The 14,376-nt window shown below is 59.1% G+C and carries 13 protein-coding genes; 2 read left to right on the top strand and 11 right to left on the bottom strand.

What is annotated here, in order from left to right; all coding sequences use genetic code 11:
• Window positions 1-37 precede the first annotated feature (37 nt).
• The gene (locus HCK86_RS03010) at window positions 38-580 is read right to left on the bottom strand and encodes a single-stranded DNA-binding protein (protein WP_176083012.1); all 543 of its coding nucleotides are present in this window, start codon (window positions 578-580) and stop codon (window positions 38-40) included.
• A 242-nt stretch (window positions 581-822) separates the two neighbouring features.
• On the opposite strand from HCK86_RS03010, the gene uvrA reads away from it, so the two are divergent.
• Entirely contained in the window at window positions 823-3,744 is a 2,922-nt protein-coding gene (gene uvrA / locus HCK86_RS03005; RefSeq protein ID WP_176083011.1) for an excinuclease ABC subunit UvrA, read from the top strand.
• A 10-nt stretch (window positions 3,745-3,754) separates the two neighbouring features.
• Window positions 3,755-4,552, top strand: coding sequence for a DUF72 domain-containing protein (locus tag HCK86_RS03000; RefSeq protein ID WP_176083010.1), 798 nt, complete (start codon window positions 3,755-3,757; stop codon window positions 4,550-4,552).
• Window positions 4,553-4,832: 280 nt separating this feature from the next.
• On the opposite strand, the gene lipA is transcribed toward HCK86_RS03000, so the two are convergent.
• The 10 genes from lipA to eno all read right to left on the bottom strand — a co-directional run bounded on the left by lipA (window position 4,833) and on the right by eno (window position 14,366).
• Window positions 4,833-5,807, bottom strand: coding sequence for a lipoyl synthase (gene lipA, locus HCK86_RS02995; protein WP_176083009.1), 975 nt, complete (start codon window positions 5,805-5,807; stop codon window positions 4,833-4,835).
• A gap of 63 nt (window positions 5,808-5,870) precedes the next feature.
• Window positions 5,871-6,116, bottom strand: coding sequence for a GlsB/YeaQ/YmgE family stress response membrane protein (locus HCK86_RS02990; RefSeq protein ID WP_176083008.1), 246 nt, complete (start codon window positions 6,114-6,116; stop codon window positions 5,871-5,873).
• A gap of 61 nt (window positions 6,117-6,177) precedes the next feature.
• Window positions 6,178-7,620 carry a dihydrolipoyl dehydrogenase gene (lpdA, locus tag HCK86_RS02985; protein WP_176083007.1) on the bottom strand — a complete coding sequence of 481 codons (1,443 nt, stop codon included), beginning with the start codon at window positions 7,618-7,620 and terminating at the stop codon, window positions 6,178-6,180.
• A gap of 77 nt (window positions 7,621-7,697) precedes the next feature.
• Entirely contained in the window at window positions 7,698-7,934 is a 237-nt protein-coding gene (locus tag HCK86_RS02980; RefSeq protein ID WP_176083006.1) for a DUF465 domain-containing protein, read from the bottom strand.
• 90 nt (window positions 7,935-8,024) lie between these two features.
• Complete coding sequence (locus HCK86_RS02975) at window positions 8,025-8,663, bottom strand: SGNH/GDSL hydrolase family protein (protein WP_176083005.1); 639 nt, start codon at window positions 8,661-8,663, stop codon at window positions 8,025-8,027.
• Window positions 8,664-8,681: 18 nt separating this feature from the next.
• The gene (locus HCK86_RS02970) at window positions 8,682-10,025 is read right to left on the bottom strand and encodes a pyruvate dehydrogenase complex dihydrolipoamide acetyltransferase (RefSeq protein WP_176083004.1); all 1,344 of its coding nucleotides are present in this window, start codon (window positions 10,023-10,025) and stop codon (window positions 8,682-8,684) included.
• A gap of 12 nt (window positions 10,026-10,037) precedes the next feature.
• Complete coding sequence (locus HCK86_RS02965; RefSeq protein ID WP_176083003.1) at window positions 10,038-11,414, bottom strand: pyruvate dehydrogenase complex E1 component subunit beta; 1,377 nt, start codon at window positions 11,412-11,414, stop codon at window positions 10,038-10,040.
• 20 nt (window positions 11,415-11,434) lie between these two features.
• Window positions 11,435-12,466: a pyruvate dehydrogenase (acetyl-transferring) E1 component subunit alpha gene (gene pdhA / locus HCK86_RS02960; RefSeq protein ID WP_176083002.1), complete on the bottom strand. Its 1,032-nt coding sequence runs from the start codon at window positions 12,464-12,466 to the stop codon at window positions 11,435-11,437.
• Window positions 12,467-12,618: 152 nt separating this feature from the next.
• Window positions 12,619-12,936 (bottom strand): septum formation initiator family protein, encoded by a 318-nt coding sequence (locus tag HCK86_RS02955; protein WP_176083001.1) that lies wholly within the window; start codon window positions 12,934-12,936, stop codon window positions 12,619-12,621.
• A 155-nt stretch (window positions 12,937-13,091) separates the two neighbouring features.
• Window positions 13,092-14,366 (bottom strand): phosphopyruvate hydratase, encoded by a 1,275-nt coding sequence (gene eno, locus HCK86_RS02950; RefSeq protein WP_176083000.1) that lies wholly within the window; start codon window positions 14,364-14,366, stop codon window positions 13,092-13,094.
• Window positions 14,367-14,376 lie beyond the last annotated feature (10 nt).

The raw sequence follows: 14,376 nt of genomic DNA, 5'->3' as shown, positions 1-14,376 counted from the left end.
ACCGGCCCATCGCGGCCGGTTCTTCTGTGCTGATTGCTCAAAACGGAATGTCGTCGTCAAGATCCGGCGAGAAACCGCCGCCACCGCCGCCGCCACTGCTGCGGCCGCCGCCGGAGGGCTGCGAGCCGTAATCATCATAACCGCCGCCGGAAGAGCCGCCGCCAAAGTTACCGCCGGAAGAGCCGCCGCCGTAAGACGAGCCACCGCCGCCGCCGCCGCCGCCTTCGCCGCGGCCGTCGAGCATGGTCAATGTCGCGTTGAAGCCCTGCAGAACGACTTCGGTCGAAAAGCGTTCCTGACCGCCCTGATCCGTCCATTTGCGGGTCTGCAGCTGACCTTCCAGATAAACCTTCGATCCCTTGCGCAGATATTGTTCCGCGAGCTTGCAGAGCCCCTCGCTGAAGATCACGACGCGGTGCCACTCGGTCCGTTCTTTGCGCTCGCCGCTATTGCGGTCGCGCCATGTTTCCGACGTGGCAATGCGCAGATTGGCGATCGGCCGGCCGTCCTGCGTTCTGCGGATTTCCGGGTCAGCTCCGAGATTGCCGATCAGAATGACCTTGTTTACACTACCTGCCATATTCACCACCTGCTATACCGCTTGCGCGGCGCTTCAAAATCAGTTTGCGCAACTGTAAACGATCCCGCGCCAGAGGGCGAAGATGTGCGCGAAGACTGGCAGCGAAATCCACAAATAAAATGTTCTTTATTTGTTCTAGGATGCTGCTACGATAGTGTCAAGAGTCGTGTCGACGCCCCTCGACTCCTTACATTGACGAACTACATAGAGCCCGAGTTTCCGAACGTCTTTTTCGAGATATCATGAGCGAACTGAAAACCATTTCCATCCGTGGTGCGCGCCAGCACAACCTCAAGGGTGTCGACGTCGACCTGCCACGCAATTCTCTGATCGTGATGACGGGCCTGTCCGGCTCCGGCAAATCATCGCTGGCTTTCGACACGATCTATGCTGAGGGGCAGCGGCGTTATGTCGAGAGCCTGTCGGCCTATGCACGGCAGTTTCTCGAGATGATGGAGAAGCCCGATGTCGACCGCATCGAGGGCCTGTCGCCTGCCATTTCCATCGAGCAGAAAACCACGTCGAAGAACCCGCGCTCGACTGTCGGTACGGTGACCGAGATCTACGACTATATGCGTCTGCTCTTCGCCCGCACCGGCATTCCCTATTCGCCGGCGACCGGTCTGCCGATCGAAAGCCAGACGGTGACGCAGATAGTTGACCGGATCCTGGCGCTTGAGGAGCGCACCCGGCTCTATCTGCTGGCGCCGATTGTGCGCGGCCGCAAGGGCGAGTTCCGGAAAGAACTGGCGGATCTGCAGAAGAAGGGGTTCCAGCGGGTCAAGATCGACGGCACCTTTTACGAGATTGCCGACGCGCCCAAGCTGGACAAGAAATACAAGCATGACATCGATGTGGTGGTGGATCGCATCGCCGTACGTGACGATCTGGCGACCCGCCTGGCAGACAGCCTGGAAACCTGTCTGCAGCTTGCTGAAGGCCTTGCCGTCGCCGAGTTCGCCGACAAGCCGCTGCCCGAAGCCGAAACGGCGGCGGGCGGTGCGGCAAACAAGTCTCTGAACGAAACGCATGAACATATTCTTTTCTCAGAGAAATTTGCCTGCCCTGTTTCCGGGTTCACCATTCCTGAAATTGAGCCGCGCCTGTTCTCCTTCAACAATCCGGTCGGTGCCTGCCCCACCTGTGACGGCCTCGGCTTCCAGCAGAAGATCGATGAAGGCCTGGTCGTGCCGGACAGCACGGCCAAGCTCTCCGATGGTGCCATAGCACCCTGGGCGAAATCGAGTTCCCCCTATTACAAGCAGACGCTGGAAGCGCTTGGTGGCCATTTCGGCTTCAAGCTGACGGCGCGCTGGAATGCGCTTGCAGAAGAGGCGCGTGCGGCGATTCTTTACGGCACCCGGGAAAAGATCGAATTCAACTATTCCGACGGTGCCCGCAGCTACAAGACGACCAAGACCTTCGAGGGCATTGTTCCCAATCTCGAGCGGCGCTGGAAAGAGACCGACAGCGCCTGGGCGCGCGAGGAGATCGAGCGCTATATGTCGGCTGCACCCTGCCCGGCCTGTAACGGCTTCCGTCTGAAGCCCGAGGCGCTGGCGGTCAAGATCGACGGTCAGCATATCGGCCAGGTGACGCAGATGTCGATCCGTCATGCGGCCAGCTGGTTCGAGACCCTGCCGGCGCATTTTTCGCAGAAGCAGAATGATATCGCGGTGCGGATCCTCAAGGAGATCCGTGAGCGTCTGCGGTTCCTCAACGATGTCGGGCTGGAATATCTGACGCTGTCGCGCAATTCCGGCACGCTTTCGGGCGGCGAGAGCCAGCGCATCCGGCTGGCATCGCAAATCGGTTCCGGCCTGACGGGCGTCCTCTATGTGCTCGATGAACCCTCGATCGGGCTGCATCAGCGCGACAATACCCGCCTGCTCGATACGCTGAAGCATCTGCGTGATATCGGCAATACCGTGATTGTCGTCGAACATGATGAAGACGCCATTCTGGCTGCCGATTATGTGCTGGATATCGGCCCGGCCGCGGGCATTCACGGCGGCGAGATTGTTGCTGAGGGCACGCCGCCGGAGATTATGGCCAACCCGAAATCGCTGACCGGGCAATATCTGTCCGGCACGCGCTTTGTTGCCATTCCCGGTGAACGGCGTAAGGCGAAGAAGGGCAAGGAAATCAAGATTGTCGGCGCCACCGGCAATAATCTGAAAAATGTCACGGCCTCGATTCCGCTTGGCGTTTTCACCGCCGTGACCGGGGTTTCCGGTGGTGGCAAGTCGACCTTCCTGATCGAGACGCTCTACAAGGCTGCCGCGCGCCGGGTCATGGGCGCGCGCGAGAACCCTGCCCCGCATGAGCGGATTGACGGGCTCGAATTCATCGACAAGGTGATTGATATCGACCAGTCGCCGATCGGCCGGACGCCGCGCTCCAACCCGGCGACCTATATCGGCGCTTTCACGCCGATCCGCGAATGGTTCGCCGGCCTGCCAGAGGCGAAGGCGCGCGGCTATCAGCCTGGCCGTTTCTCCTTCAACATCAAGGGCGGGCGCTGCGAGGCATGCCAGGGCGATGGTCTGATCAAGATCGAGATGCACTTTCTGCCGGATGTCTATGTCACCTGCGATGTCTGCCACGGCAAACGCTATAACCGCGAGACGCTGGAAGTGAAGTTCAAGGAAAAGTCGATTTCCGACATTCTCGACATGACGGTAGAGGAAGGCGTCGGCTTCTTCGCCGCCGTGCCGGCGGTGCGCGACAAGCTGCAGACGCTTTCCGATGTCGGCCTTGGCTATATCAAGATCGGTCAGCAGGCCAACACGCTGTCAGGCGGCGAGGCACAGCGCGTCAAGCTCGCCAAGGAGCTGTCGCGGCGCTCGACCGGACGAACACTCTATATTCTTGATGAGCCGACGACGGGACTTCACTTTCATGATGTCGCCAAGCTGCTTGACGTGCTGCAGAAGCTCGTCGATCAGGGCAATTCGGTCGTTGTCATCGAGCATAATCTCGAAGTCATCAAAACGGCCGATCATATCATCGATATCGGGCCGGAGGGCGGTGACGGCGGCGGCGAGATCGTCGCAACCGGCACGCCGGAGGAGATCGTTGCGGCCGAGCGGTCCTATACCGGTCACTACCTGAAGGAACTTCTGGAGCGGCGACCGACGAAGCGGCTGAGTGCGGCCGAATAGGAGGCGGATAATGGCTGGTGTTGTAAGGGTTGGAATCGGCGGCTGGAATTTTGAGCCGTGGGATAGCTCTTTCTACCCCGAAAAGCTGGCAAAGGCGCGGCAGCTGGACTTTGCCAGCCGCCAGCTTGCCGTCATCGAGGTCAACTCCACCTATTATTCGTCGCAGAAACCCGCCACATTCGCCAAATGGGCGAGCTCGGTCCCGGACGGGTTTGTCTTCTCGCTGAAGGCAAGCCGTTTCTGCACCAATCGCAAGAAGCTTGCGGACTCGGCGGAGTCTGTTGGAAAATTTCTCAAACAGGGCATTGTCGAGCTTGGAGACCGGCTCGGCCCGATCCTCTGGCAATTCATGCCGACGAAAAAATTCGAGGCGGAGGATTTCGAGGCCTTCCTGCAGCTTCTGCCCGAGAAACAGGATGGGTTGCCTCTCAGACATGCCGTTGAAGTGCGGCACATTTCCTTCCTTACGCCGACATTTGTTGCGCTGGCCCGTCAATATGGCGTCGCCATCGTCCTTGCCGACCATGCGGATTATCCGCTGATAGCCGATGTCACAGGTGATTTCGTCTATCTGCGCCTGCAAAAGGGCGAGGACCACAATCCGAAATGCTACCCTGAACCCGAATTGCCGGTCTGGGGGAAACGGATCGCAGCGCTTGCTTCGGGTGGCACAGCCCCCGGCCTGCCGCATCTCGACGACGAGCGCGCGCCAGATGTGCCGCGCGATGCCTATGTCTTTTTCATTACCGGCGGCAAGGTCAACGCACCCGCGGGTGCCATGGCGCTGCAGGCGATGCTGTCACCCTGACCTTTTAGCTGACATGAAAAAGCCGCCCGCAGGCGACTCAGACTGCTGGCAAACCGGGGCCCTTTTCTGACGTCATGCCTGTGCTTGGTCCACAGGCATTCAGTTGCTGTGCGTCTGCACGGCGAAAGACTCTTATAATCAATGCTATGAAGAGCCTGGATCCCCGTGACGAGCACGGGGATGACAACGGACGGGGTGGTTTCCCCCAAGCAGGCAATCTGAATGACGTTGTCTCAGTCTGAGCCGCTCGAAGGCGGCTTTTGAGGTCGACATGCGCCGCTTATTCGGCGGCCTGTGCCAGCTTGCGGGCGCGGTTTTCGCGAAGCCGCGCAAAATCCTCACCGGCATGATGCGATGAACGGGTCAGCGGGCTGGCCGATACCATCAGAAAGCCCTTGGTATAGGCAACCGTCTCATAGGATTTGAATTCGTCAGGCGTGACGAAGCTGACGACGCGGTGATGCTTGCGGGTCGGCTGGAGATACTGGCCGATGGTCAGGAAATCCACGTCTGCCGTTCTCAGGTCGTCCATCAGCTGCAGCACTTCGTTGCGCTCTTCGCCGAGGCCGACCATGATGCCGGACTTGGTGAACATGTTGGGATCAAGTTCCTTGACCCGCTGCAACAGGCGCACCGAATGGAAATAGCGGGCGCCTGGACGAACCGTCAGATAGTTCGACGGTACGGTTTCCATATTATGATTGAAAACATCCGGCCGCGCGGCAACGACGGTCTCGAGCGCACCGGGCTTGCGCAGAAAGTCGGGCGTCAGCACCTCGATCGTCGTCGATGGCGACGCGGCGCGGATGGCGCGGATCACTTTGGCAAAATGCTCGGCGCCGCCATCTTCCAGGTCATCGCGGTCAACGGAGGTGATCACCACATGCATGAGCCCCATCTGGCTGACGGCCTTGCCGATATTTTCAGGCTCGTCCTGGTCGAGTGCGCCGGGCTTGCCGGTTGCCACATTGCAGAAGGCACAGGCACGGGTGCAGATCTCGCCCATGATCATGAAGGAGGCGTGCTTCTTGTCCCAGCATTCGCCGACATTGGGACAGCCGGCCTCTTCGCACACCGTGACGAGCTTATTGGTGCGCACGATGCCGCGGGTCTCGTGATAACCCTTCGATGTCGGTGCCTTGACGCGGATCCAGTCCGGCTTCTTCATCACCTCGGTATCGGGTTTATGCGCCTTTTCCGGATGACGGATGCGCTTCTGCTCGCCCGTCTTGGTGGTGTCGAGAAGTGTGACCATGATATCTAGAACCTGCTATGGACCGGAGGCAGGCTCCGGTCCGGTTGCGATCTTAATGCGAAATCAGCGACGGATGATCCGTCCAAGGAAAATCAGGATGACGGCGCCGACAAAGCCGGTGATCAGGTAGCCGAGCCATCCGGCGGCGACATAAACACCAAATACGCTCAAAATAGCATTGGCGACGATCGAGCCGACGATGCCGAGAATGATGTTCATGATGATGCCCATGTCGGACTTCATCACTTTTTCCGCCAGCCAGCCGGCGATGCCGCCGATGATAATTGCTGTAATCCAGCCTACACCCATAAAACTGTCTCCCTCAGGTCAATCGCGGGCAATCTACCCGCGATTGCCACCTTAGCAGAAATCAGGCGTTGAGCGCACGCCCGTAAGCATCAAGCACACTTTCCTTCATCATTTCCGACAGCGTCGGATGCGGGAAGATGGTGTGCATCAGTTCTTCTTCGGTGGTCTCGAGGTTCATGGCGACGACGAAGCCCTCGATCAGTTCGGTGACTTCCGCACCAACCATATGGGCACCGAGCAGCTCGCCGGTCTTCTTGTCGAAGACGGTCTTGACCATGCCCTGGTCTTCGCCGAGTGCCACGGCCTTGCCATTGGCGACGAAGGAGAAGCGGCCGACGCGGACGTCATAGCCGGCGTCCTTCGCCTTTGCCTCGGTGAGGCCAACGGAGGCAACCTGCGGGTGGCAATAGGTGCAGCCCGGGACCTTGCGCTTGTCGAGCGGATGGACGTGAAGGCCGGCAATCTTCTCAACGCAGATGACGGCTTCGTGCTCGGCCTTGTGGGCCAGCATCGGCGGTCCGGCAACATCGCCGATCGCGTAGATGCCGGCAACATTGGTGCGGCAATAGTCGTCGATGACGATGCAGCCGCGATCCGTCTTGATGCCAAGGGCCTCAAGGCCGATATTTTCGATATTGCCCTGAACGCCGACTGCTGAAATCATCCGGTCAGCCGTGATCTGCTGCACCTTGCCATCCTTGGTCTCGACCGAGGCGGTCACCGAGTTGGCACCCTTCTCAACCTTGGCAACCTTGGCTTCGAGCAGGATCTTGATGCCGCGCTTTTCCAGACGCTTGCGGGCGAATTCCGAAATCTCGACATCCTCGACCGGCATGATCTGTTTCATCACTTCGACGACCGTCACATCGACGCCGAGCGAGCGGTAGAAAGAGGCAAACTCGATGCCGATGGCGCCAGAGCCCATCACCAGAAGCGATTTCGGCAGTGTTTCCGGCTTCAGCGCTTCAAAATAGGTCCAGATCAGCTTGCCATCGGGCTCGATCCCCGGCAGCGAACGCGGACGTGCGCCGGTGGCAACAATGATATGCTTGGCGGTGTAGGTGCCGGCGCCGAGCGTGTTCTTCGGCTTTGGCGCCTGCGGCTCGACAACCTTCTTTTTGGTATCGGTGACGGTGAGCTCACCGGGCTTGGAAAGCGTCGCCTCACCCCAGATGATGTCGACCTTGTTCTTTTTCATCAGAAAGCCGACCCCGGCATTCATCCGGCCGGCAATGCCGCGCGAACGGGCGACGACAGCCTTCAGGTCTGCCTTGACATGGCCTTCGACAACGAGGCCGTAATCCTTGGCGTTTTCAGCGAAGTCGAGAATTTCGGCAGAACGCAGCAATGCCTTGGTGGGAATGCAGCCCCAGTTGGAGCAGATGCCGGCCATGTGTTCGCGCTCGACAATGGCGGTCTTCAGGCCGAGCTGCGCGGCGCGGATTGCTGCGATATAGCCACCAGGACCGGCACCTACGACGATGACATCATAATTCTGAGACATGGGCTTTCCATCTCCTTCGATCGGACCGGCACGCACCTTCAGGCGGTTCGGCCCAGTGTCAGGGATGTCGCAACCGGTCAGGTCTCAAGCATCCCGTAAATTTCATCCTTGAGAGCCATCCGCCGCCTGCGCATGAACATCATGTGCCTGTCATCGGCCGGCTCGATTTTCGTCTCCGCGCGAAAGATCGCGCGGTCAATGCTCTGATAGGCCTGAACAAGCCTGTCAAAATGACTGTCCTGCTGTCTCAGTTCGCGCATGCGTTTGCTGAAACGGGGCAGCTGCTTCGTAAGGTCACGGGGCGGTATCGGCATCGGGCATTTCCTCTCATACGCGTATTTTTGCCCGCGCCTAATCTAAAAGTGTGTCCACTCCTTGACCGTTTGCCGAATGTGACGCCCGCCCTAAAGGCCGAGCATCATACGTGTGATCGGTTCCAGACCGCGTCCGAGTGCCCTCGTATTCTCGGCGTCCATATGCACACCGTCGAGCGGACTTGCCTTGGCGACCGAAGCCGCATCGAAGAAACCGCAACCGCTATTATCTGCGAGGTCGCGATAAAGGGTTGAAAGCATCTGCGACTGGGCAATCAGCCCCGGCATGATCGCCATGCTGGTGTCATTGGCCGTTTCGACGATATGCGGCGGCGAAACGATCAAAAGCTCGGGCACCTCGATATTCATCGGAATGACGCGCTGGCGGACCAGCTCGATCAGCCGTGACATGCCGCGGGCAGCGCCCAGAGCGCCCGCCCCGGTCCAGGGCTTCAGATCATTGGTGCCGAGCATGATGATCACGAGATCAAGCGGTGCGTGACTTGCCAGAAGCGTTGGCAGAACACGCGCACCGTTGCGATCCGCATCGGTGCAGTGGTCGTCAAACATGGTTGTCCTGCCGCCAAGGCCTTCGGGAATGACATAGACGTCATTCCCGAGCCTTTCCTGCAGAACCAGCGGCCAGCGATCCCTGTGGGCATGGGCGCCGTTGCCGGCGGGATCATGCCCGAAGGTCAGGGAATCGCCGAAGCACAGCACCGTCTTCATGATCGGCTCCGTTCAGCCTCAGACCAGCATCGACATCGGGCTTTCGATGTAGCCCTTGAAGGCACCCAGAACCTGGGCGGCAAGAGCGCCATCGACGCAACGATGATCGGTGGACAGCGTGACAGTCATGACCGTGGCGATGGTCAGTTCGTCATTCTTGACGACGGCCCGCTTCTCGCCTGCGCCAACCGCAAGGATCGATGCATGCGGCGGGTTCACCACGGCGGCAAAGTCCTTCACACCCATCATGCCCATGTTGGAAACAGCCGTTGTACCGCCCTGATATTCGGCGGGCTTCAGCTTCTTTTCCTTGGCACGACGGCCCATGTCCTTCATCTCGTTGGAGATGACCGACAGCGGCTTTTCCTCGGCCTTGCGGATGATCGGGGTGATCAGGCCACCGGGGATCGAGACGGCGACTCCAACATCGACGTGGTTGTGCACGACCATGTTATTGTCGGTCCAGGAGACGTTGGCATCCGGAACATCGCGCAGCGCCAGTGCCATGGCCTTGATGACCATGTCATTGACGGAAAGCTTGTACGCCGGCTTCTCGCCCTTCATCGGCGCGGCCTTGTTCAGCTGGCCGCGCAGCGCCAGCAGCGCATCGAGCTCGCAATCGATCGAGACGTAGAAATGCGGGATGGTCTGCTTCGATTCCTGCAGCCGCTTGGCAATCGTCTTGCGCATGTTGTCATGCGGGACCAGCTCGTAGGAACCTTCCTCGAACAGCTTGAGAACCGCATCATCGGAGGCGGGCTTGGCAGCGGCGGGTGCCGGCGCGGCAGCTTCGGCGACCGGTGCTGCGGCAGCGGCGGGCTTGGCGGCGCCACCGGCCTTGGCTTTCTCGATGTCGGACTTGATGATCCGGCCATGCGGGCCGGAACCGGCAACTGCTGCGAGGTCGAGACCGGCTTCCTTGGCCAGACGGCGCGCCAGCGGCGAGGCAAAGACACGTTCGCCCGAAGCCGTTGCCGGTGCAGCCGGAGCGGCCGGCTGCGGAACCGGCGTGTCGGCCGAAGGCGTTGCGGCCTTCGATGCTTCGGCAGCCGGCTTTTCCTGAGCAGCTGGCGCAGCCGCGTCATCGCTGCCAGCAGCCGCTGCGGCCGCGACGTCTTCACCTTCACCGGCGAGGATGGCGATCAGGGCATTCACCTTGACGCCTTCGGTTCCGGCAGGAACGACGATCTTGGCAACCGTGCCCTCATCGACGGCTTCGACTTCCATCGTTGCCTTGTCGGTTTCGATCTCGGCAATCACATCGCCGGAAGCGACGGTGTCGCCTTCCTTGACAAGCCACTTGGCCAGATTGCCCTCTTCCATGGTCGGCGAAAGCGCCGGCATCGTGATCTTGATCGGCATGGAACGCCTCCCTTACTTGTAGCAGACAGCCTTGACCGCATCGATGACTTCACCGACGTTGGGCAGGGCCAGCTTTTCGAGGTTCGCGGCGTAGGGCATCGGAACGTCCTTGCCGGCAATCGTCAGGATCGGCGCATCGAGATAGTCGAAGGCCTGCTGCATGACGCGCGTGGCGATTTCGGTTCCGACGGAAGACTGCGGGAAGCCTTCTTCGACGGTGACCAGGCGACCGGTCTTCTTGACCGATTCGATGATCGCCGGCAGATCCATCGGACGGATGGTGCGCAGATCGATCAGCTCGACGTCGATACCCATTTCAGCAAGCTTTTCAGTTGCTTCAATGGCGTAGGTCATGCCTATGCCGAAGGATACCATCGTGACATCCTTACCCGGCTTGTGGATGCGGGCCTTGCCGATCGGCAGGACGAAATCATCGAGCTTCGGCACATCGAACTTGTGACCGTAAAGGATTTCGTTTTCCAGGAAGATGATCGGGTTCGGATCGCGGATCGCAGCCTTCAGCAGGCCCTTGGCATCGGCAGCCGTGTAGGGCATGACGACCTTGAGGCCCGGAATGTGGCTGTACCAAGCGGCGTAGCACTGGGAATGCTGGGCTGCAACGCGGGCAGCGGCACCATTCGGACCACGGAATACGATCGGCGATTCCATCTGGCCGCCGGACATGTAATGGGTCTTGGCCGCGGAGTTGACGATCTGGTCAATCGCCTGCATGGCGAAGTTGAAGGTCATGAACTCGACGATCGGGCGCAGGCCGCCAAGGGCAGCACCGACGGCGATACCGGCAAAGCCATGTTCGGTGATCGGCGTGTCGACGACGCGCTTGGCGCCGAATTCCTGCAGCAGGCCCTGGGTTACCTTGTAGGCGCCCTGATATTCAGCGACTTCTTCACCCATGACGAAAACGTCCGGGTTGGCGCGCATTTCTTCGGCCATGGCGTCGCGCAGCGCTTCACGAACGGTCATGTTGACCATTTCGGTGCCAGCGGGAATATCGGGGTCGGAAGCAACTTCCACGGCGATCGGCTGGGCCGGAACCGGTGCAGGCGCTGCTGCGGGAGCTGCGGCAGGTGCTGCCGCTTCGGGAGCCGGTGCGGCGGCAGCGGCCGAAATGTCGTCAGCGCTTTCGCCTTCTTCGAGCAGAATGGCGATCGGTGTATTCACCTTCACGCCTTCAGTGCCTTCGGCAATCAGGATCTTGCCGATAACGCCTTCGTCAACGGCTTCAACTTCCATCGTGGCCTTGTCGGTTTCGATCTCAGCAATCACGTCACCGGAGGAAACGCTGTCGCCTTCCTTCTTGAGCCATTTGGAAAGGTTGCCCTCTTCCATCGTCGGAGAGAGCGCAGGCATAAGGATATTGGTGGGCATTGTTCTTGTCCCTCCCCGTCTTAACGCAGAATATCGGTGTAGAGCTCGGATACATCGGGCTCGGGATCGGTCTGGGCGAAATCGGCAGCGTCAGCGACGATACCGCGAACGTCCTTGTCGATATTCTTGAGTTCGTCTTCGCTCGCCCATTCCTTGTCGAGAAGGCGGGCCTTGACCTGTTCGATCGGGTCATGCTCGGAGCGCATCTTCTGCACTTCGTCCTTGCTGCGATACTTCGCCGGGTCGGACATCGAGTGACCGCGGTAACGATAGGTGTTCATTTCAAGGATGATCGGCCCCTTGCCGGCGCGGCAATGGGCTTCCGCCTCGTCAGCGGCGGCCTTGACGGCGCGCACATCCATGCCATCCACGGCAAGACCGGGAATGTTGAAGGACGAGCCGCGCTTCGAGAAATCACCCAGCGCCGAGGAGCGCGCAACCGACGTGCCCATGGCATAGCGGTTGTTTTCGATCACATAGATGACCGGCAGGTCCCAGATCTTGGCCATGTTGTAGCTTTCATAGACCTGGCCCTGGTTGGATGCACCGTCACCGAAATAGACGACCGAAACATTGTCGTTGCCGCGGTAGTTGTTGGCGAAGGCGAGACCGGTTCCGATCGGAACCTGGGCACCGACGATGCCGTGTCCGCCATAGAAATTCTTTTCCTTGGAGAACATGTGCATCGAACCGCCCTTGCCCTTGGAATAACCCGAGCGGCGGCCGGTGAGCTCAGCCATGACACCGCGGGCATTCATGCCGGTGGCGAGCATGTGGCCATGGTCACGATAGCTGGTGATGATCTGGTCGCCGTCCTTCAGAGACATCTGCATGCCGACGACAACGGCTTCCTGGCCGATGTAAAGGTGGCAGAAACCACCGATGAAACCCATACCGTAAAGCTGGCCGGCCTTTTCCTCGAAACGCCGGATCAGCAGCATTTCGCGGTAGGCGTGAAGCTCCTGATCGCGGTCGAAATCCACAATCGGTGCGCCATTGTCTTTTTTGGATGATTTACGAGATGTGCCGGACGCTGAATTCTGGGGCGCCATGCGAACCTCCCTTTTTGAAGGATACACTTATAATGTGACGCTCAACATAGGGAGTTTTATGTGCGACGGCAATGCTAGATTTAGGACAAAAAAACTAGACTTATCTATATGTTATCAAATGATAAAATAGTAATTAGCTTGATTTCAGTTAATTAGAGGTCTCTGTCAAAGATAACGATTTCGTCCGGTCTCGACATGTTGAGGGAATAGCGGGCGCGCTCGTCAAGTGCGTCTTTCATCAGCGAGCCATCGGAAAGCGCTTTGACCTGCAGCTGAAGGGCTTCCCGCTCGGCGACCAGCTTGTCGAGTCGGCGCTGGTTGAGCTCCTTGTGCTCATCGAACTGCTTGGCCGCGATCATGCCGAAGTCGCCATGGATGGAATGATAGACAAAATAGCTCATGAAGCAGGCGGCAATAGCCGGGACAACAAGACGTCCGTAGATTCGAGCTTTATGATGACGGGTCCACATGAGGCCTACCAGTAAATAACGCAATACAATACCGTTTCACGTTATTCGGATAAGCTTAACAAGGCTTGAATGACAAAGCCCGCGATTACAGAAAATCGCGGGCTTTGCTTTGAATTTTATGCAACCATAACAGGTGGTTGCCTTGACCGTTTCGCTCAGGCTTTCAGGATCGAGCGGCCAGCGTAGACAGCCGACGGGCCGAGGTCTTCCTCGATGCGGATCAGCTGGTTGTACTTGGCCAGACGGTCGGAACGCGACAGCGAGCCGGTCTTGATCTGTCCGCAATTGGTGGCGACGGCGAGATCGGCAATGGTCGAATCTTCGGTTTCACCGGAGCGATGCGACATCACAGCGGTATAGGCAGCCTTGTGAGCGGTCTCGACGGCGTCAAGCGTTTCCGTCAGCGAGCCGATCTGGTTGACCTTGACGAGCAGCGAGTTGCCGACGCCCATCTTGATGCCATCACGCAGGCGCTTGGAATTGGTGACGAACAGGTCATCGCCAACCAGCTGGCACTTGGAGCCGATCAGCGAGGTCAGCGTCTTCCAGCCTTCCCAGTCATCTTCGGCCAGACCATCCTCGATCGAGAAGATCGGGTATTTGCCGATCAGATCAGCAAGATAGGCGGCCATCTCACCGGAATCGAAGGTCTTGCCTTCGCCTTCCATGACATATTTGCCGTCCTTGTAGAATTCGGTCGAGGCGGCATCCATGGCGAGGAAGACATCCTCACCGGGCTTGTAGCCGGCCTTCTCGATCGACTTCATGACGAAGTCGAGTGCCGAATGGGTGCTTTCAAGCGCCGGTGCGAAACCGCCCTCATCACCGATTGCGGTGTTGTAACCTGCAGCGGACAGCTGCTTCTTCAGCGTGTGGAAGATTTCCGAACCCATGCGGATCGCGTCGGCCACGGTGTCGGCGCCGACCGGCATGATCATGAATTCCTGGAAATCGATCGGGTTGTCGGCATGTTCGCCGCCATTGATGATGTTCATCATCGGGACGGGCAGCAGGTGGGCATTGGCACCGCCGACATAGCGGTAGAGCGGCAGGCCGGCTGCATTGGCGGCAGCCTTTGATGCTGCCAGCGAAACGCCGAGAATGGCATTGGCGCCGAGGCGGCCCTTGTTGGGCGTGCCGTCCAGCTTGATCATCGTTTCGTCGATTTCCATCTGGTTTTCGGCTTCAAGACCAACGACGGCTTCGAAGATTTCGGTGCGCACCGCGTTGACGGCCTTCTGGACGCCTTTGCCAAGATAACGGCTGCCGCCATCGCGCAATTCGACGGCTTCGTGGGCGCCGGTGGAAGCGCCCGAGGGAACAGCGGCGCGGCCCATGCTTCCGTCTTCCAGGTACACGTCCACCTCAACAGTCGGGTTGCCACGGCTGTCAAGGATTTCGCGGGCGAGAATATCAGTAATTGTCGTCATGTTTTTTTAC

The organism is Martelella sp. HB161492 (genome assembly GCF_013184775.1).
In the GTDB taxonomy this organism is placed as follows: Bacteria; Pseudomonadota; Alphaproteobacteria; order Rhizobiales; family Rhizobiaceae; genus Martelella.
This window is presented reverse-complemented; position numbering and strand designations above follow the sequence as displayed.

Excerpts from the sequence above, each read along its gene's own strand:
- HCK86_RS03010 (WP_176083012.1), bottom strand. The coding sequence starts at position 580 with ATGGCAGGTAGTGTAAACAAGGTCATTCTGATCGGCAATCTCGGAGCT.
- uvrA (WP_176083011.1), top strand. The coding sequence starts at position 823 with ATGAGCGAACTGAAAACCATTTCCATCCGTGGTGCGCGCCAGCACAAC.
- HCK86_RS03000 (WP_176083010.1), top strand. The coding sequence starts at position 3,755 with ATGGCTGGTGTTGTAAGGGTTGGAATCGGCGGCTGGAATTTTGAGCCG.
- lipA (WP_176083009.1), bottom strand. The coding sequence starts at position 5,807 with ATGGTCACACTTCTCGACACCACCAAGACGGGCGAGCAGAAGCGCATC.
- HCK86_RS02990 (WP_176083008.1), bottom strand. The coding sequence starts at position 6,116 with ATGGGTGTAGGCTGGATTACAGCAATTATCATCGGCGGCATCGCCGGC.
- lpdA (WP_176083007.1), bottom strand. The coding sequence starts at position 7,620 with ATGTCTCAGAATTATGATGTCATCGTCGTAGGTGCCGGTCCTGGTGGC.
- HCK86_RS02980 (WP_176083006.1), bottom strand. The coding sequence starts at position 7,934 with ATGCCGATACCGCCCCGTGACCTTACGAAGCAGCTGCCCCGTTTCAGC.
- HCK86_RS02975 (WP_176083005.1), bottom strand. The coding sequence starts at position 8,663 with ATGAAGACGGTGCTGTGCTTCGGCGATTCCCTGACCTTCGGGCATGAT.
- HCK86_RS02970 (WP_176083004.1), bottom strand. The coding sequence starts at position 10,025 with ATGCCGATCAAGATCACGATGCCGGCGCTTTCGCCGACCATGGAAGAG.
- HCK86_RS02965 (WP_176083003.1), bottom strand. The coding sequence starts at position 11,414 with ATGCCCACCAATATCCTTATGCCTGCGCTCTCTCCGACGATGGAAGAG.
- pdhA (WP_176083002.1), bottom strand. The coding sequence starts at position 12,466 with ATGGCGCCCCAGAATTCAGCGTCCGGCACATCTCGTAAATCATCCAAA.
- HCK86_RS02955 (WP_176083001.1), bottom strand. The coding sequence starts at position 12,936 with ATGTGGACCCGTCATCATAAAGCTCGAATCTACGGACGTCTTGTTGTC.
- eno (WP_176083000.1), bottom strand. The coding sequence starts at position 14,366 with ATGACGACAATTACTGATATTCTCGCCCGCGAAATCCTTGACAGCCGT.